The organism is Flavobacterium panici (assembly GCF_024499525.1).
In the GTDB taxonomy this organism is placed as follows: Bacteria; Bacteroidota; Bacteroidia; order Flavobacteriales; family Flavobacteriaceae; genus Flavobacterium; species Flavobacterium panici.
Map to the genome: position 1 here is coordinate 2,347,510 of NZ_CP100437.1, position 18,018 is coordinate 2,365,527.

General features: G+C 33.7%; 15 protein-coding genes. 7 read left to right on the top strand and 8 right to left on the bottom strand.

Annotated elements, in window-relative coordinates; genetic code table 11:
* Window positions 1-20 precede the first annotated feature (20 nt).
* Both NLJ00_RS10325 and NLJ00_RS10330 read right to left on the bottom strand, forming a co-directional pair.
* Window positions 21-995, bottom strand: a complete 975-nt coding sequence (locus tag NLJ00_RS10325) for an IS110 family RNA-guided transposase (RefSeq protein ID WP_256635548.1) — start codon at window positions 993-995, stop codon at window positions 21-23.
* 393 nt (window positions 996-1,388) lie between these two features.
* Window positions 1,389-3,155, bottom strand: a complete 1,767-nt coding sequence (locus tag NLJ00_RS10330) for an aromatic amino acid hydroxylase (RefSeq protein ID WP_256637116.1) — start codon at window positions 3,153-3,155, stop codon at window positions 1,389-1,391.
* 266 nt (window positions 3,156-3,421) lie between these two features.
* On the opposite strand from NLJ00_RS10330, the gene NLJ00_RS10335 reads away from it, so the two are divergent.
* Genes NLJ00_RS10335 through NLJ00_RS10345 form a run of 3 tightly spaced genes read left to right on the top strand, consistent with a single transcriptional unit; the run spans window position 3,422 to window position 7,100 of the window.
* The gene (locus tag NLJ00_RS10335; RefSeq protein WP_256637117.1) at window positions 3,422-3,913 is read left to right on the top strand and encodes a DUF4280 domain-containing protein; all 492 of its coding nucleotides are present in this window, start codon (window positions 3,422-3,424) and stop codon (window positions 3,911-3,913) included.
* Window positions 3,914-3,918: 5 nt separating this feature from the next.
* Window positions 3,919-5,958, top strand: coding sequence for a phospholipase effector Tle1 domain-containing protein (locus NLJ00_RS10340; protein ID WP_256637118.1), 2,040 nt, complete (start codon window positions 3,919-3,921; stop codon window positions 5,956-5,958).
* A 5-nt stretch (window positions 5,959-5,963) separates the two neighbouring features.
* A complete protein-coding gene (locus NLJ00_RS10345; protein WP_256637119.1) occupies window positions 5,964-7,100 on the top strand; it encodes a DUF2931 family protein in 1,137 nt (378 codons plus the stop codon).
* A gap of 179 nt (window positions 7,101-7,279) precedes the next feature.
* On the opposite strand, the gene NLJ00_RS10350 is transcribed toward NLJ00_RS10345, so the two are convergent.
* Together NLJ00_RS10350 and NLJ00_RS10355 are read right to left on the bottom strand one after the other, a co-directional pair.
* A complete protein-coding gene (locus NLJ00_RS10350) occupies window positions 7,280-7,726 on the bottom strand; it encodes a hypothetical protein (RefSeq protein WP_256637120.1) in 447 nt (148 codons plus the stop codon).
* A gap of 99 nt (window positions 7,727-7,825) precedes the next feature.
* On the bottom strand, window positions 7,826-8,224 hold the full coding sequence (locus NLJ00_RS10355; protein ID WP_256637121.1) for a group III truncated hemoglobin: 399 nt from the start codon (window positions 8,222-8,224) through the stop codon (window positions 7,826-7,828).
* 384 nt (window positions 8,225-8,608) lie between these two features.
* Between NLJ00_RS10355 and NLJ00_RS10360 the strand changes: the two genes are divergently transcribed.
* The gene (locus tag NLJ00_RS10360) at window positions 8,609-10,759 is read left to right on the top strand and encodes an RICIN domain-containing protein (protein WP_256637122.1); all 2,151 of its coding nucleotides are present in this window, start codon (window positions 8,609-8,611) and stop codon (window positions 10,757-10,759) included.
* 78 nt (window positions 10,760-10,837) lie between these two features.
* On the opposite strand, the gene ilvA is transcribed toward NLJ00_RS10360, so the two are convergent.
* The 4 genes from ilvA to NLJ00_RS10380 form a co-directional block, all read right to left on the bottom strand.
* On the bottom strand, window positions 10,838-12,082 hold the full coding sequence (gene ilvA / locus NLJ00_RS10365) for a threonine ammonia-lyase IlvA (RefSeq protein ID WP_180858554.1): 1,245 nt from the start codon (window positions 12,080-12,082) through the stop codon (window positions 10,838-10,840).
* A 357-nt stretch (window positions 12,083-12,439) separates the two neighbouring features.
* Complete coding sequence (locus NLJ00_RS10370; RefSeq protein WP_053470523.1) at window positions 12,440-12,976, bottom strand: DUF4136 domain-containing protein; 537 nt, start codon at window positions 12,974-12,976, stop codon at window positions 12,440-12,442.
* Between the two features lie 149 nt (window positions 12,977-13,125).
* Window positions 13,126-15,102, bottom strand: coding sequence for a urocanate hydratase (locus NLJ00_RS10375; RefSeq protein WP_256637123.1), 1,977 nt, complete (start codon window positions 15,100-15,102; stop codon window positions 13,126-13,128).
* Window positions 15,103-15,436: 334 nt separating this feature from the next.
* Window positions 15,437-15,628 (bottom strand): DUF5522 domain-containing protein, encoded by a 192-nt coding sequence (locus NLJ00_RS10380; RefSeq protein WP_053470521.1) that lies wholly within the window; start codon window positions 15,626-15,628, stop codon window positions 15,437-15,439.
* Window positions 15,629-15,745: 117 nt separating this feature from the next.
* Here NLJ00_RS10380 and NLJ00_RS10385 point away from each other — a divergent pair, with 117 nt between their 5' ends.
* The 3 genes from NLJ00_RS10385 (at window position 15,746) to NLJ00_RS10395 (ending at window position 17,956) form a co-directional block, all read left to right on the top strand.
* Window positions 15,746-16,090, top strand: coding sequence for a hypothetical protein (locus tag NLJ00_RS10385; RefSeq protein ID WP_180858550.1), 345 nt, complete (start codon window positions 15,746-15,748; stop codon window positions 16,088-16,090).
* 68 nt (window positions 16,091-16,158) lie between these two features.
* Complete coding sequence (locus NLJ00_RS10390; protein WP_256637124.1) at window positions 16,159-17,067, top strand: 1-aminocyclopropane-1-carboxylate deaminase/D-cysteine desulfhydrase; 909 nt, start codon at window positions 16,159-16,161, stop codon at window positions 17,065-17,067.
* Entirely contained in the window at window positions 17,060-17,956 is an 897-nt protein-coding gene (locus NLJ00_RS10395; RefSeq protein ID WP_180858546.1) for a glucosaminidase domain-containing protein, read from the top strand. The genes NLJ00_RS10390 and NLJ00_RS10395 overlap by 8 nt, the downstream gene beginning before the upstream one ends.
* The last annotated feature ends 62 nt before the right edge of the window (window positions 17,957-18,018 follow it).

Here is an 18,018-nt window from a genome sequence, read left to right on the forward strand (position 1 = left end):
AATGTTTGTCATTTCGATTTCTATGATAAAACCAAATCTTTTTCATAAAAGGTTTGGTTTTTTATTACCGCAAAAACCCGATGTATTATTTTGTTTCTCACAGCGTTTAAAACGCTCATTTTATTCTTTCCTTCATCAACTTTTCTGATGTAGTATTTTCTTAAATCATTGTCTAATCGAACAGCGCTCATTGCGGCCAGATGCAGAATAGTTTTCAGGTTTTTATCGGCAAGCATTGACACTCCAGGTCTTCTTTTTAATGAGGTTCCAGATTGAAAATCGAAAGGTACAACTCCGCTGTAACATGCCATTTTTCTAGGATCAGTTATCACTGTAAAACCTTCTGTTTTTGATATTAATGTCCATGATAAAACCTGACCTACTCCAGGAACAGATTTTATCAGTTTCTGCTGATAGCTTAGGTTTTCATCATTATGGATTACTTCTTCAATATCATTTTCAATAACCTTAATTTGTCCCTCAATATTTTTAATGAGTTTTACATTTAGACTTTTTAGCTCTTTGTCCAATCCAATGCCTTTCATTAATTTGTAATCATGCTGCTGAACCATAAGCTGCTTTTTGATTTTTATTCTTAAAGCTCTTTCGGTCAATAGTATTTTTATTTTTTTAATGGAGCACGAACTTGGTTTCCATTCTCTATTTTCTTGATAATTTTTCTCAATAAAACTACAAATTCGCAGGGCATCAATTTTATCATTTTTACCTCTGACAAGACCTATACTTTTCTTGATATGCAGAGCCGATATTACATAAACTTTAAAGTTGAATTTTTCCAATACTTCAAAAAGATTCCAATTGTATCTGCCTGTATTTTCCATTGCTAAAATTACATTCTCATCTGAATATTTTTTAAAAAAGCGCTTTATAGCCGGAACGTTATTCTCAATAGAAAAGTAATTTAATGATTCTTCTTTTACACAAATATCTAAAGTCTTGCTGCTGATATCAATGCCAATAATAATGTTTTTCATAACTTTGCTTTTACGATTCAACAATGATTTGAGAAATTCATCATAAGCTCAACTCCTTAATAACGGGTCACTAGCCCAAATTTCTATCTGAGTCTTTGATGAAAGGGAAGCCAAAGTCTTAATCAAGATATGAGCCACAAACTCAGAGGAACGAATAGTTTACTTTTGCTTCCTTTCTCAATCATAAATCTACTTAAATTTTAAAAAACAAATCTAAAGGAGGAACGAGAAATCTTCGCGAGAAACTCGACAAAGATTGGATTCTCGTTGCGGAGTTACTTGCGAAGATTTCTCGTTCCTCGAAATGACAAGATTGTGGAAAACTTTATGAGAAATAAATCAGCGTATATCAGTTTAAATCAGTAAAATCTGCGGGCAAAAAAACTTCATGCCTTAGTGCCTTTGTGGCAAAGAACTATCAAAAATCAAATCCAATCCCCCAGAAATTAAATGCGCAATTTCAGGACGTTTTTCTTTCAATTGATCCAAATAAACCAATACTTCCTGCAAAAGCTGTTTTTCATCTGAATCTTTTAAAAGTTCCGCAATTTCAACAGATAATAACCAATCGTTTGAATGACTATTTTTTAGGTTTTCAAAAATAGATTTCAACTCCGTTTTAGAAGTTTTATTTTTTCTGATATCTCTAACTGACGCATATAAATTTTCCAATTCATCACGTTTATCAGTATGTTTTGCTTTTATGGTTTTAGTTGTCGGAACAATATTTATTAAATCAAAACTGTTTACATCAGCTGGGCCAGAAAATGCCGAAATCACTTTTTTACCAATCGCCATATCGTAATTTCCCCAGTCAGGCTGAAACAAAATAGTTTCGCCATGCGTAACAGTACAATTTCTAAAACTGATTAAAATAATTTCTCCGTGTAAGTTTCGGGAGCCTGTAATAATTTCACCTTCAACAATAATATTACCTTCAAACTCCAGTTTTACAGTTTCATTTTCCACAATGCTGTAAGCCTGTAAATCCTTCGGACTCATATCTTCAATTGCCAGATTAAAACCTTTCAGCTTCCCAATCGGACTTCCAAATCCGTGTGGATGCGTTAGAGTTCCGTGACCGACTAATTCTTTTTCTCGATAGGATAAAGCTGTTTTTCCGGTTGTTTGAATGTAAACCGGTTTTCCTTCTTCTTCAATAACATTTGTAAAAACTCCCGAAATTTGTAAACCCGTACTTAATTCAATTGTACCTAAAGCATTGGATTGAATTAATTTTTTAATTCCCGAAAGTCCTCCGGTGCGAAGTGCCATTTTATTAGCAAACTCTTCCAGAACTAAACTTAAATAAGAAAAAGTAGGCGTTACATAAAGCTGTGGCTGCAATTGCGTAATGTCAAAATTCTGATTTGCAGCCGAAATATCATAAGGGATTTTCTTTACATTATCGGTCATACACCAGGCACTTTCTCCAATCGAAGAAAGTAATCCTGCGCCGTAAATTTTTGGATCTTCAACCGTTCCAATCAAGCCATATTCAACCGTCCACCAATGCAGGTTTCTAATTTGAGCCATTTCAGACAATTCGCCCATATCGTTTTGTAAATCAGCAACTGCTTTTTCGGCTTCGTCGATTTTATCTTGCGGCGTATCTTCGGCTTCTTTTAAAATTGAAAGCAAACGAATCGCTTCATACATTTGATAATCTTTGTGAGATGAAATTGCTTTACAGCCAATTTCACCAAAACGTCTCAAATATTCCGCATATTCAGGATTTGCAATAATAGGAGCGTGGCCGGCACCTTCGTGAATAATATCTGGTGCGGGTGTATATTCAATATGTTCTAATTGTCTGATATCCGAAGCAATAACCAAAACATTATAAGCCTGAAACTCCATAAAAGCATTTGGCGGAATAAATCCGTCAACAGCAACTGCAGCCCAGCCAATTTCAGTTAGAATACGGTTCATTCCGTACATACTCGGAATAGAATCAATTTCGATTCCCGTTTTACGTAAACCTTCTAAATACGAATGATGTGCAACCTTAGAAAGATAATCTACATTTTTACGCATAACATATCGCCAAACCGCCTGATTAATAGGTGTGTAATCACTATAATCCTGAGGCTTAATAAATTGCTTTAAATGTTTTGGCAATCGTTCTAATAACGGATTGGTTTCTATAGATGCATTCATTTCGAAAACGTTGTAGATTAGAATGTAAAATTACGAATTTAGGTCGCTATTTTTTGCTATTCATCACAAAATTTTTATTCGAAAGTGTATTTTATTGCGTTTTTCGTGAGTTTTTGTTCTTTGTTAAATAGCCTTTGGCTTATAGTTTTGTCGAAAGGAGTTATAGTCAAATATTTATAGTAAGATTTTTAGTATATTTTGTAAATATAGTTGTATATTGTTTTAATCTAAAGAAAGAATTAACTTATAAAAAAAAGAAAATAATTATGGCTGATAAACATGTTGTAGTACAGGGAGCAACTTTAAAATGTGAATTTAGTGTTGAACCAAAAACAGATATACTAAAAGTTTTTACAAATTCAAAGCATTATGCGAATGATCATGAAGCCGAAAATAAACTTATCGCTACTACTAAAGAAATAGGTCAGACTCTTGAGAAAAATACATTTGGCAAATGTAAAAAACAACCATCAGGAAATGATTATTTGCCTTGTACAGCACAAATCACAAAATGGACTAACTATTATGAAAAGGTAACTTTATCTAATAAAGGCAAAATGTTACTTGAAGATAGCAAAGCTACTTGCCCAATGGGAGCGCCAGATTGTATTAGTATTGTAAAACATGGACAAGAGGCAGAACTTACCAAAATTCATATTATGAAAACTAATCCATTCCTAATGAATCAAATAAATCCATTAGTGAATATAGGAGCATTTCAAAACGAGTTAAACGGAATACCAGAAGTAGAAAAATAATAATTATGAGTTTTTATATAAAAGGAGAAACAAGACCATTACTTGGGAAAAATATTTACAAACTAATGTCGGCAATTGCCCCCAATGCAGATAGAACCCAAAAAGCAGATCCCTCAAAAATTGTAAAACAGCGTTGGACATTATATAAAAGAGGAAAACGTTTTTTAGATTTAGGTAATGATGGAAGTATCACATTTAATCAGGCAAGTTTAGGAGTCGCGTATAAAATTGAAGTAATTTTTACAGATGCTTTTGGTGTATCAGGCAGTGCGTCTCTCGAAATTATTCCTGTCGCGGGAAAACCAAGTATTCAAAACCTTAAATGGCAGGATCAATATTATGAAGATTTAAACGGAAGACCAATTGCTTATCTTGATAATGTGCGTTTGTTTATTCATACGCTTAACATTCCTATTGGGGATACACTGCAAGTAACCATTTGGGAAGATGAAGGTTTTGACGGGCATGACAAGAAATCCAGAAATATGGGTACCTATACTACAACCCGTGTTGACAAATACGGAAAAGCAGAACTCTATTTTACCAATATAAAACTATATCAAAAAATACTTAATGATCAGGATTATATAAATGAAGACATGCATGAGTTTTATGCAGAAGTAAAATACATCGGTAAAATAGATGTTATCGAAGATAAAATACAACTTAAGGTTTTTAACAGTTTAGTAAAAAGAATAGAACAGCCTAAGAGTAATAGTGTTCTGAAAGTATCAATTCCGGACAAACAAAAGAGGCCCGAAAACAAAACTGGCGTAAAAGTAAACATAAATCTATTTTTTGATGGCACATTAAATAATGGCAATAATACAGATTCCAGATTAGCTTATAATAAAAAGAAAAAGGGACTTGCATTGAACCCTGATGAATCAAAAGCAGCTGAGGCCTACAGAAAAAATCATGAAAATGGAAGTAGTTATGAAAATTATTACTCGAACATAGCTATTATGCACCAAATGAATTTAGCTGATAACAAAAAAAGAGAAATAAAAGTATATATAGAAGGAGAAGGGACAGAAGATTATTCGAGCGACAGTATGTATGGTTATGCTTTTGGCAGTGGTAGAACGGGTATTCCAGCTAAGGTGAATAGAGCTTTTAGTAAGATTACTAGTGAAATCAGAAAATTTAGGCTTGATAAGTTGATTAATGAAACAGAGTTTATAAACGAAATAGAATTAACAGTATTTGGTTTTAGCCGTGGTGCCGCAGCTGCACGTCATTTTATCGCGCTTAAATATAAAGTACTGGATAAATACAATATAGAATCGGCTAAGTTTTCTATAAAATTTGTGGGTCTTTTTGATACGGTATCTTCTTATCATGATGCACATAGTTTGTCAACTGGAGCAACGAATAAAGATTTTGATAATGATGTAGATGAGTTAAAATTAAAAATGGAAGGTGTAAAAAAAGTATTTCATCTTACCGCTGGCGATGAGTATCGCGAAAACTTTTCGCTTACTACCATAGAACATTCTATTGCTGCAGGAGTAGGTTTTGAATTAGAAATTCCGGGCGCGCATAGTGATGTAGGCGGAGGCTATGGTGAGATTGAGGATGAAACACGATATTTTAGTGATGAACCTGATTTTAAAAACATCCAACAAGTTTTACTCCAACAAGGATGGTACACACCAGAACAGCTTAATTACCCAATGAGAAATGAAAAATCTGGAAAACCTTATGGAGGAACACGAAAAGGAATTCCAAATAGCTACCAATATATAGCGTTGGCTGTTATGGTAAAAATGGCAGAGAAATATGGTTTAAAGTTTGATGAAAAATTCATAGAAGGAGGTAAAGATGCTATTTACAAAGTTCCTGATGATTTAAACTTCGCAAAAGAAAATTTATTGAGTTTTGCTTTAAAAAATGATGGAGCGCGCAGCTTAAAAGTAACTATTCATGAGGAATTTTTGAAACCGATTCGTAATAAATACCTGCATCGCTCAACATCAAATGCTATAGGAAAAGGAGCGCGATATCTAGATGGCAAGCCTTATAGAAAATCAATAGAAGGTTAAAAAATATGAAAAAATACAGTAAAATAGTATTAGTACTCTTAACAATTGTTTTGAGCTGCAAAAAAAATGAAAAAGATATGATTGTAAAAGTAGAAAAATTTGAATGGAGTCCAGAAGTAAGTGCTGATGTTGCTTACCCGATGAGAGTAATTTTTGGGAGTTTTGCACTTTCAGATGGCAATAGCGTCCGGATACCTAGCGGAGAATTTCTTCAAGGAGACTGGCGCTCTAGCAGTAGTTCTTATGCCGTAGGGGAGGAAAGGAAAAAAGTACCGGAGAAGATGGTATTAAGATGGTTTTCTTATACCGAGAATAAATTTTATTTAGGAGATTTTGAGTTGCCGCAAAAAAAACTCTATGATCTCTTTAAAAAAGATTACGGTACTTCTTTTGATCCTGATGGAGAGGAATATAAAAAATCATATTATACACTAATGGTAGGAATTGCACCAAAAGGAATGATAACACTATGGATGCAAGGCAGTGTAGGTCCTAGAGAAATAGGCAGTTATCAGGCGAATGAAGTTTTAGATGAAGACTGGAACGATTTTAGTAAAAACCCTGACCGTAAAGGTGTTATGAAATCTTATTATGATGATTTTCTGCCTTTTGTTCAGAAGGAAATAGACGATAATAAAGTAAGCAATACATATTTTAAAAATCGCCTTAAACGTTACAATTATACTATCGGGACCAACAATCCAGATTTTAAAATTCACGATTTTCATATTTATTGTCTTAATGGCGAAGTAATGGAAAAGAGTAATGCCGGACTTGAGTTTTTGACCGATACTGTAAACGGAAAAGGAGTGCCAAACATGATGGCAATTTTTATTGAAGATCGATTTCGTCACAAGCTCGAAGTTCGAATTTGGGTTGATTTATTAGACGGTAAAACCACAGAAGAAAATGATCATTTGCAAGATCCAATAGAAGAACGCGCGTTTAATAATCAGTTAATGGATCGTTTTAAAACTTTTTTTGAGCACAATCAAAATGTAGAGTTATATATAAAATTTGATAAAGAGATCAAGAAGAGTAATATTAATAAGCCTATTTATTCCGGTAAAGTTTATTTGAAATCGCCAACAAATGAGTTTGAAATACCAAATTCAAAAGTTGAGGTTTATGATGCGGTGTAATTATAAATAATAAACCTCAATTTCAAACTTAAAGTTAAACTCGAAATTTGAGGTTTATTATTTTCAAATATTTATACAATCACTCTAACAATGGATTGGTTTTAATATTTGGATTTATTTTGAAAGTGATTTTATTGCGTTTTTATAGATTTTAAAGAGATCTTGAAAAAAGCAGGATTTTAGCAGTCATTATTTTCATAATTAACTTTTTCCAATGTTTTCTCGAAGTTTTCAAGTTCTTTCTTCGTCATTGCGGCTTCTTTCAAGTCGACTGGTAATTGTTTTTTAGCATCAGAACTAATCCATAAACCAGTAAAAGTGTTTCCGGTTTTCTTTAAAATTAATACACCGCTAAAACCGTGTTCAACTAAAACAAATTCATTTTCTTTCTTTTTATTCTGAGTAATATCAAGCTGAATCCATTTTTTTGATTTGTCATATCGATACATAGATGTATACATTAAATCGGCAGTACATGGATTTTCTTCTGTTTTGATATAAACGGTTACAGCTATTTTTCCGTCGACAGTTCCTTTGTATAAATTAAAAGCTGGAGCTTGTGATTGTGCGTTTAAGAAATTACAAAAAGAGAAACACATTATAAAGAACAGGATAAGTTTTTTCATTTTAAATAGTTGATTGGTTTTCTAGTATTTGGGTCAATCAAATTTATTTAATTTAAAATAGTATTCAAATTTAATTTGTCAGCTATTTTAAGATTTACCCTATGAATTTCGTAACTCATTTTCGGCATTTCTAAAATACTCAATTTTGTGATTGAACATAAAAGCCATATTTGTAGCACGCATTTTTGCTTCTTCCGTAATTACTCCTGCAAATTGCGCATCGATTGTAGTATTAAAAATCTGAATCCAGCGGTCAAAATGAGTTTTATCAACCGGTAATTGTTTATGCGGAGGAAATGGCGTTCCTGAATAAGCACGAACATCAAATAAAATAGTCTGCCAAAAACCATACATTTTTTGCAAATGGGGTTCCCAGCGATCTTGAAGTTTATCATTGAAAATAGGACCAATAAGATCGTCTTTTCTAACATTATCATAAAAGCTGTTCACCATTTGTTTAATATCCTCTATGGTCGAAATATCTTTAAGCGTTTCCATGTTTTCTAATAAAATTGAAATGCAAAAATACGATATAACTTCAGGTTCGATCCATGATATTTGTCATTTATGAAATAATTATAAGTTGTATTTTGGAATCAAAAACCATAATTAAATTACTCATTTTTAAATTTTTGTAAATACTGAATTTTAAATGTAAGTTTTTTATGGTTTTTAATATTTTAAATAATTGATTTTTAATTATTTATAAAAAATAAAGATGTGTTTTTGTTAAGGTAATATTTACAAATGATGTGTATTTGTAAAGTTGTAATTATAACGATTTCGTGAAAATTGATATATTTTTGAATCGTTTTAATAAAAATAATCATAATAAAATGAGAAAAATTTAACTATCAACAAACCACAAAAACCACAAAAAAGATGCACAAAATTACTCAAAAACCTACAAACCGAGTAAGAGCTTTTATGACACAAGTCATTATTATAATGCTTTTATTTATTACCAAAACAAATGCACAGACGGTTACACCTTTTATAACATCAGGTGATCAAACGCGATTATTACAACAACAGGCAACTGTAAGTTTCGGAACAAACTCAGGAACCAATCCTTCTACAGTTACAGTTAATGCAGGAATAACGTACCAAACAATGGACGGTTTTGGTTACACTCTTACCGAAGGAAGTGCCGAAGTAATCAGCGGAATGGCAGCAACACAGCAAAACCAATTATTGAATGATTTGTATAATCCTAATACAGGATTAAACGCAAGTGTAATTCGTATTAGTATTGCAGCTTCAGATTTAAGTAATTCTTCTTATAGTTATAACGAAACTTCCGGAGATACTAATATGAATAACTTTAGTTTAAACGGACCGGATTTGACATATCTGATTCCGATTATCAAAAAGATTCAGCTGATTAATCCAAACATTAAAATTTTAGCAACACCTTGGTCAGCGCCACGATGGATGAAAACCAACGGTTCCTGGATTGGCGGAAGTCTGCAGACACAATATTATGCTGCTTATGCAAGATATTTTGTAAAATACATTGCAGCAATGCAGGCGCAGGGAATTCCGATTTGGGGAATCACGCCGCAAAACGAACCAGAAAATCCAAACAACGAACCAAGTATGCTGATGAATTCTACAGAACAAAAGAATTTTATCAATCAACAACTTGGACCTCAATTGGCTGCAGCTGGATACGGAGGTGTCAAAATTATTGCTTTTGATCACAACTGCGATAATACAGCATATCCAATTGATGTTTTAAACAACAGCAGTTATGTTGACGGAGCGGCATTTCACTTGTATTTAGGAAATATCTCAGCAATGTCAACTGTAAAAACGCAAACAAACAAAAACGTTTATTTCACAGAACAATACACAGGTTCTGGCGGAAGTTTTGGCGGAGATTTTGGCTGGCACATGCAAAACGTTGTTATTGGAAGTACAAACAACTGGTCGAAAACTGTTTTAGAATGGAACGCTGCTAACAACTCAAGCTTAGGGCCAAGAACTCCGGGCGGATGTAATACTTGTTTAGGTGCTATTACAGTAAATAATAGTACAAGTTATACTAAAAATGTGGCTTTTTATATTATTGGTCAAATCTCTAAATATGTAAAACCGGGTGCAGTAAGAATTGGTTCTTCAAGTACAAACGGCAGCATTTTATCAGTTGGATTCAAAAACCCTGATGGCTCAACTGCACTTGTAATTTACAATTCCGGAGGATCAAATACCATAAAAGTAGTTTCAGGATCATCTGCATTTAATTATACAGTTCCGGGATCATCAGCAGTTACATTTACGTGGGGAGCAGGAACACCACCTCCAACTGGTTTTCCGGGGTATTATAATATTATTTCAAGAAATAGTAATAAAGGACTGGATGTAGCAGATAATTCAACTGCAAGCGGCGGAAGAATACAGCAATATGATGTAACAGGCGGCGGCGGAAATAATCAGCGCTGGAAATTTGTTTCTGACGGAGCAGGAAATTATTACATTATTGTAAAATCAACCGGAATGTATTTGGCAGTTGAAAATAACGGAACTGCAAATGGATTGAAAGTACAGCAAAAAACGTTCTCTAGCTCTAATGAATTTAAATGGACAGTTGCAAGTCTTGGCGGTGGATATTATAAAGTTACCAATGTAAATACGGGCAAATCTCTTGATGTCGAAAATGTTTCTACAGCAAACGGAGCTAACATTCAGGTTTGGGATTACACGGGCGGACTGAATCAGCAATGGCAGTTTGTTCAGGTTGAATCGACAGCAAAAAAAGTTTTGACAATAACAGAAGATGGTGAAAGCACAAACGATATGGCAATTTTCATTAATTCGGCAAACGATTATTTAAAAATTGATACCAATCATGAAGGAAGCGCAGATGTAGCAATATTTAATATTGCGGGACAAAACATCTTGAAGAAGAACATAAACTTTGTAAAAGGAAATCAAACAGAAATCGAAATTTCAAGACTTCCAAAAGGAGTTTATGTAGTAAGAGTAACGGATAGTCAGGGATCTTATTCTAAAAAAATATTAAAGCAATAATTACAAATCGAGAATTCAATTAGTAATTTTATATTGATGTTTAAAAGGCTGTCTAATTTTTAGGCAGCCTTTTATTTTTTATCCAATTAATTGTGTAAACAAATCCTGATTATCGTTTAAATATTGAAATTCAAATCCGTATTGCGTCATTTTCATTTTGATAGGCAGAATATCTTTTTTCTTTTTCAATTCTAAACCAACAATAACAGAACCAACTTCGCGACTGTTTTTCTTAGCAAACTGAAAATAAGTAATATCATCATCCGGCCCTAAAATGTTATTTACAAATTCTTTTAAAGCTCCGGGACGCTGCGGAAACTGAATCATAAAATAATGCATTAAACCTTCATAAAGTAAAGAACGTTCTTTTATTTCGGCGGTTCTTTCAATGTCATTATTACTTCCGCTCACTACGCAGACTACATTTTTACCTTTAATTTTATCTTTGTAAAAATCCAAAGCTGCAATGGTCAAAGCGCCCGCAGGTTCAACAACCATGGCTTCTTCATTGTACAATCTTAAAATGGTCGTGCACACTTTTCCTTCTGGAACGAGAATAATATCTTCCAAATTATAACGGCAGATTTCAAAAGTTTTATCGCCAACTTGTTTTACAGCCGCGCCATCTACAAATTTGTCGATCGTTTTCAGTGGTGTATTTTTATTTTCTTCAATGGAAGTTTTCATCGAAGGGGCACCTTTTGGTTCAACGCCGATAATTTTAGTATTTGGGCTTAAATGCCTGAAAACTTCAGATAAACCAGAAGCCAGTCCGCCGCCGCCAATCGGAACAAAAACATAATCGATTGGTTTTGTATAACTTTCCAAAATTTCAAGTCCAACAGTTCCTTGTCCGGCAATTACTTTTTCATCATCAAAAGGATGAATAAATGTTTTATGGTTTTTAATTGCATCTGCCGTTGCCGATCCGTAAGCATCATCAAAAGTATCTCCGGTTAAAACAATTTCAACAAACGATTTTCCAAACAATTGTACTTGTTTTACTTTTTGTTTTGGAGTTGTTTTAGGCATGTAAATTTTCCCTTTTATATGCAGCAGATTACAGGAATAAGCAACACCCTGCGCATGATTTCCTGCACTGGCACAAACAATTCCGTTTGCTTTTTCTTTATCATTTAACGTAGAAATCTTGTTATAAGCGCCTCTGATTTTATACGAACGAACAATTTGTAAATCTTCTCTTTTTAATAAAATAGTCGATTTAAACTCGTCTGAAAGATTTAAATTTTGGGTTAAAGGCGTCGCGGCAACTACATTTTCAAGCTGCTTTTTTGCGTTAAGTACTTCGTTAAATAAACTCATAATGTTTGTTTTTTATTTTTTTTGCCACAGATTATAAGGATTTCCACAGATTAAAAAATCCTTATAATCTCTTTAATCTGTGGCAAAAAAATATTCGGTTTTAAAAATCTTTTTTAAAATAAAAAAACCTCCCGATGTGGGAGGTTTTTATAAATTATATTTTACTTATTTATATAACACCTCTCCATCATTGCTGAATTGCAATAATGCTGATAATCGCGATAATAATGTTATTAAAGTTTTTCATTTTTAACTGATAGAGTAACAAATGTACTTATTTTTTTCGAAGTAGTTAAAGCTGTTTTGAAGTTTTCTGTAAAAAACTAAATGCTGAAAACTGACAACCGAGACTGAAAACTACTTTTTAACCGGCGGATATTGCGCTAAAATTTTGTTTACGAACTCAGCAATTTTTTCGTCTTTTTTATCAACGTTTTTAGTCAAAGTACCTAAACCTTCACCTTGCCAAATCATTTCTTTCTTTTTAGCATCGATTAAATCAATGTATAAAGTTCCTTCTGTAGAAGTTGAAACAGTAGTTTGACCGCCGTACATCATATAAGGATTCCAACCCCAGCCCCAGCCGTAACCCCAGCCAGCACTAAATTGGTTTACATTTACTTGTTCTCTCGATTTAGTAAAAATGTTTACTAATAAATCAGGATTATCACTTTTTGTGAAACCTTTTGCCGCCATTTCATTATCAATGGCATGAAGAATACGTCTTTTATCCAAATCTGAAATCTCAACTTTGTCAATTCCGGGCTTAAAGAAAGCATAAGTTTTATAAGGCGCAAAATCGACATTTTTGTCGTAATCAGAATAAACAGTAACACTGCTGCAGGATGAAAGTATCAAAAGCAGAAAAATCGGAACTAACTTGAATGTTTTCATATTATTAGAATTAAATGTTCTTGTTCTGGTTGTTTTATCATAAAAGCAACTTTTACGTTTGTCAGGCTGAGCGAAGTCGAAGCCCCTTTTTTGCTTACAAGCCTTCGACTTCGCTCAGGATGACATTGCGTTTATGATAAAATCTTTAACTAAAGCAGACTTTCGTCAACAATATTAGGTAAAGTTACTTTTAATAAAGGCTCGACTTGCATCGCTCTTTTTATAGCAAAAATAGCTTCGTCATTTCGGGCCCAGCTTCTTCTTGAAATTCCGTTGTTCACATCCCAAAAAAGCATTGATGCTAAACGCTTTGAAGCCTCTTTAGAACCATCAAGAACCATACCAAATCCGCCGTTTATAACCTCTCCCCAGCCAACTCCTCCGCCGTTGTGAATTGATACCCAGGTTGCTCCTCTAAAACTGTCTCCAATTACGTTTTGAATCGCCATATCGGCCGTAAAACGAGAGCCGTCGTAAATGTTTGAAGTTTCTCTGTAAGGCGAATCAGTTCCGGAAACGTCATGATGATCGCGTCCTAAAACAACAGCGCCAATTTCACCTTTTGCAATCGCTTGGTTAAAAGCTTCGGCAATTTTAATTCTTCCTTCAGCATCAGCATAAAGAATTCTTGCCTGAGAACCTACAACCAGTTTATTTTCCTGCGCACCTTTAATCCATTTAATGTTATCCTGCATTTGCTGCTGAATTTCACTTGGAGAAGTCTTCGCTAATTCTTCTAAAACCTGACTTGCAATGGTATCTGTTTTTTGTAAATCTTCTGGTTTTCCCGAAGTACAAACCCATCTAAAAGGCCCAAATCCGTAATCAAAACACATTGGTCCCATAATATCCTGAACATAACTAGGATATTTAAAATCGATATTATTTTCGGCCATTACATCTGCACCGGCACGAGAAGCTTCCAATAAAAATGCATTTCCGTAATCAAAAAAGTAAGTTCCTTTTGCTGTATGTTTATTAATAGCAGCTGCGTGACGGCGTAACGTTTCTTGTACTTTTTCTTTGAATAAATCCGGATTATTTGCCATCAAATCATTTGCTTCTTCAAAAGAAATCCCAACCGGATAATAACCTCCAGCCCACGGATTATGAAGTGAAGTCTGATCTGAACCTAAATCAATCTTGATGTTTTCCTGATCAAAACGTTCCCAAACGTCGACCACATTTCCTAAATAAGCAATCGAAACCGTTTCTTTATTGGCTTTCGCCAAAGCTACTCTGGCAACTAATTCATCTGTAGAAGTCACAACTTCATTAATCCATCCTTGTTCGTGACGGATTTTTGTAATTTTCGGATTTACTTCGGCACAAACCGTAATACATCCGGCAATATTTCCGGCTTTTGGCTGAGCGCCAGACATTCCGCCAAGACCAGAAGTTACAAATAAACTTCCTTCCGGATTTTGTTTTATTTTTCTAAAACCATTTAAAACAGTAATCGTAGTTCCGTGTACAATTCCCTGCGGGCCAATGTACATATAACTTCCCGCTGTCATTTGTCCGTATTGCGAAACTCCTAGCGCATTCATTTTTTCCCAATCGTCCGGTTTAGAATAATTTGGGATCACCATTCCGTTTGTAACCACAACTCTCGGTGCTTCTTTATGCGAAGGAAATAATCCCATCGGATGTCCTGAATACATCGTTAAAGTCTGCTCATCTGTCATTTCAGACAAATACTGCATCGTCAATAAATATTGTGCCCAGTTTTGAAAAACAGCTCCGTTTCCGCCATACGTAATCAATTCGTGCGGATGTTGTGCCACAGCATAATCCAAGTTATTCTGAATCATGTGCATAATCGCTTTTGCCTGCAATGATTTTCCCGGATATTCATCAATTGGACGCGCATACATTCTGTAATTCGGACGAAGACGGTACATATAAATACGTCCGTATTTTTCTAATTCTTCTGAAAATTCAGGAATTAATTCAGCGTGATGTTTTGGATCAAAATAACGCAATGCATTTTTTAAAGCCAGCTTTTTTTCTTCTGCCGAAAGAATTTCTTTTCTTTTCGGAGCGTGATTAATAGCCGGATCGTACACTGCTTTTTGAGGTAATATATTTGGAATTCCTTGTTGTATTTGTTCTTTGAAAGTCATTTTTTAAGATGCTGAGTTGCTAAGTTAGTTTTGTTAGATTAACAACAGATTAATTTTTTGTTTTTTAAATTATGTTGTCCGAATGGAACTTTAAATGCACCAACACTCAATTGAGTGCAATTGGAATTTGGATTTCTTTAAAATTATCTAATTTTCAAATTGGCACATTTTCTAATTAAAAAACTAGGGATAACGGATATCCGACCTGTGATAAGACTTGTGGATTTTAATCCTGAATTTTCTTGAATGGATATCCATATGATATTTTAGATTGTTGATTTTAGATTTTAGATTTTAGATTTTAGATTGGAATTTGGAATTTGGAATTTGGAATTTAAAATTTGGGATTTGATTTTCTGATTTCTCCCGTTCTTTTATCAAAACCGTACGGACAATGACGGCAGCCGCTTTTACAGCAATAACCTCTTTTTAAATGGTGTTTTTCAGTAAAGCATTTGTAACCTTCGGGTGTATAGTAAAAATCTTCGCCTTCGATTAATTTATTTTCATTACTTTGCTCTTTCATAAATCTGCTTCGCGTTCGTGTTTCGGTAACTTTAAAAATCAAAAATATAAATATTTGATTATGATTTTATTGAAATCGAACAATTTTATAGCTACAAATTTATAAATTTTACAGCCAATGTTTCTGATTGTTGCCAAATATTTAATTCCGAAAGGATATCGCGGAATGGCTGTATTTCCGTTTGTGATTGTAAAATATGGTTTTGATAAAGCAAATGCAGTTTTTGTTAATCATGAAAAAATACATTTGCGACAGCAGTTAGAACTTTTAGTAATTCCGTTTTTTGTCTGGTATTTTCTGGAATATTTAATTCGCTTACTTCAATATAAAAATGCAGAATTGGCCTATCGAAATATCAGTTTTGAAAGAGAAGCTTACGCCAAAGAAGCCGATTTTACATATTTAAAAAACCGATCCTTTTTTCAGTTTCTACATTACATTAAAGTAAGCAATAAGCAATAGGCTTTAAGCTTTAAGCTTTAAAGATATTAAAATATGAATTATCACTTTCGACTTTGAACTTTATTAAAATGAACCCAGTTTTCAATCAACATATTTCTATTGATTTTCCCAATGATATTTCTTTGACAATAAAGCGCGAAGATTTAATTCATCCGTTTGTTTCGGGTAATAAATTCAGAAAATTAAAGTACAATTTACTTCAGGCGAAAGCCGAAAATAAGGAAACTTTGTTGACTTTTGGCGGGGCATTTTCTAATCATATTGCGGCAGTAGCTTTTGCCGGAAAAGAGCAGGGTTTTAAAACTATCGGTATTATTCGCGGCGATGAACTTTTTGATAAAATAGAAGAAAATCCAACGTTAAAATTCGCTCAGGAAAACGGAATGCAATTTGAATTTGTTTCTCGCGAAGAATATCGTTTAAAAAGTGAAACTTCCTATATAGAAAAGCTAAAAGATAAGTTTGGCGATTTTTATTTAGTTCCCGAAGGCGGAACAAACGAACTCGCCGTAAAAGGCTGCGAAGAGATTTTAACCGATGAAGATTCGGTTTTTAATTACGTTTGCTGCGCTGTAGGAACTTGCGGAACAATTTCCGGATTAATAAATAGTGCTAAGGAAAATCAGAAAATTTTGGGTTTTCCGGCGTTAAAAGGTGACTTTTTAACCGATGAAATTCGTATTTTTGCAAAAAAAGATAACTGGAATTTAATTTCTGACTATCATTTTGGAGGTTATGGCAAGATAAATTTGGAATTAATCGAATTTATCAATGGTTTTTTTGAAGAAACAAAAGTGCCCTTAGATCCAATTTATACAGGAAAGATGGTTTTTGGCGTTATAGATTTAATCAACAAAAATTATTTTCCTGCACATTCAAAAATACTACTCATTCACACCGGCGGATTACAGGGAATTGAAGGAATGAATATAAAGTTGAAGCAGAAAAAATTACCAATACTTAAAAAAAATGATTAAAAAAATTGTACTGCTCTTTACAATACTAGTTTTGGCAAGCTGTTCGTCAAGCAAACCAGCTGTCGCTGCAACGAAAAAAACGACGGTTCAAAAGCCAAGAGTAGCGACGACGAAAAAACCAGTCTACAGCAAACCAGCAGTTAAAAATTATCCTTCTACAAATAATACAACTGAGGTTATTCAATCTACTTCAAAAACAGTTGTAACCAGCGATTTAATCAATAATTACATTTTGCAGTTCAAAGATATTGCAATGGGAAACATGAAAACGTACGGAATTCCTGCTAGTATTATTTTGGCGCAGGGAATCTTGGAATCGGGTGCTGGTAAAGGAGATTTAGCGCTTGAAGCGAACAATCATTTTGGAATTAAATGCCATAAAGACTGGCTTGGAGAAAGTGTTCGTCATGATGATGATTCGGCGCAGGAATGTTTTAGAAAATATCCCGAAGCGGCAGAATCTTACCGCGATCATGCTTTATTTTTAGTTGGAAAAAACAGATATGCGACTTTATTTACTTACGAAAAAGACGATTATAAATCGTGGGCAAAAGGTTTGCGAGCGGCAGGTTACGCAACAGATCCTAATTATCCCGATAAATTAATAAGTTATATTGAGCGCTATAATCTGCATCAATACGATTGTCAGGTTACCGGAAAAAATTATACGCCAATTAGTAAAACAACTTCAAGCCCAACTAAAAGCCCAACTCCGGTTAAAACAAATTCAAATTCAAATTCAAATGATCCTAATTTGTACGAAGTACAGCAAGGAGATACGTTATATTCAATTTCAAAAAAATTCAATTTATTAGTTGATGATTTAAAACAAAAAAATAATCTAACCGATAATGCGATTTCAATAGGGCAGAGGTTGAAGGTTAAGTAATAAGTTTTCAGTCGCAGTCTCAGTTTTCAGTCTGGTTTTGAAATAATCTAATAATCCAAAAA

Excerpts from the sequence above, each read along its gene's own strand:
- NLJ00_RS10355 (WP_256637121.1), bottom strand. The coding sequence starts at position 8,224 with ATGGAAACGCTTAAAGATATTTCGACCATAGAGGATATTAAACAAATG.
- NLJ00_RS10325 (WP_256635548.1), bottom strand. The coding sequence starts at position 995 with ATGAAAAACATTATTATTGGCATTGATATCAGCAGCAAGACTTTAGAT.
- NLJ00_RS10395 (WP_180858546.1), top strand. The coding sequence starts at position 17,060 with ATGATTAAAAAAATTGTACTGCTCTTTACAATACTAGTTTTGGCAAGC.
- NLJ00_RS10335 (WP_256637117.1), top strand. The coding sequence starts at position 3,422 with ATGGCTGATAAACATGTTGTAGTACAGGGAGCAACTTTAAAATGTGAA.
- NLJ00_RS10380 (WP_053470521.1), bottom strand. The coding sequence starts at position 15,628 with ATGAAAGAGCAAAGTAATGAAAATAAATTAATCGAAGGCGAAGATTTT.
- NLJ00_RS10330 (WP_256637116.1), bottom strand. The coding sequence starts at position 3,155 with ATGAATGCATCTATAGAAACCAATCCGTTATTAGAACGATTGCCAAAA.
- ilvA (WP_180858554.1), bottom strand. The coding sequence starts at position 12,082 with ATGAGTTTATTTAACGAAGTACTTAACGCAAAAAAGCAGCTTGAAAAT.
- NLJ00_RS10375 (WP_256637123.1), bottom strand. The coding sequence starts at position 15,102 with ATGACTTTCAAAGAACAAATACAACAAGGAATTCCAAATATATTACCT.
- NLJ00_RS10390 (WP_256637124.1), top strand. The coding sequence starts at position 16,159 with ATGAACCCAGTTTTCAATCAACATATTTCTATTGATTTTCCCAATGAT.
- NLJ00_RS10350 (WP_256637120.1), bottom strand. The coding sequence starts at position 7,726 with ATGAAAAAACTTATCCTGTTCTTTATAATGTGTTTCTCTTTTTGTAAT.
- NLJ00_RS10360 (WP_256637122.1), top strand. The coding sequence starts at position 8,609 with ATGCACAAAATTACTCAAAAACCTACAAACCGAGTAAGAGCTTTTATG.
- NLJ00_RS10385 (WP_180858550.1), top strand. The coding sequence starts at position 15,746 with ATGTTTCTGATTGTTGCCAAATATTTAATTCCGAAAGGATATCGCGGA.
- NLJ00_RS10370 (WP_053470523.1), bottom strand. The coding sequence starts at position 12,976 with ATGAAAACATTCAAGTTAGTTCCGATTTTTCTGCTTTTGATACTTTCA.
- NLJ00_RS10340 (WP_256637118.1), top strand. The coding sequence starts at position 3,919 with ATGAGTTTTTATATAAAAGGAGAAACAAGACCATTACTTGGGAAAAAT.
- NLJ00_RS10345 (WP_256637119.1), top strand. The coding sequence starts at position 5,964 with ATGAAAAAATACAGTAAAATAGTATTAGTACTCTTAACAATTGTTTTG.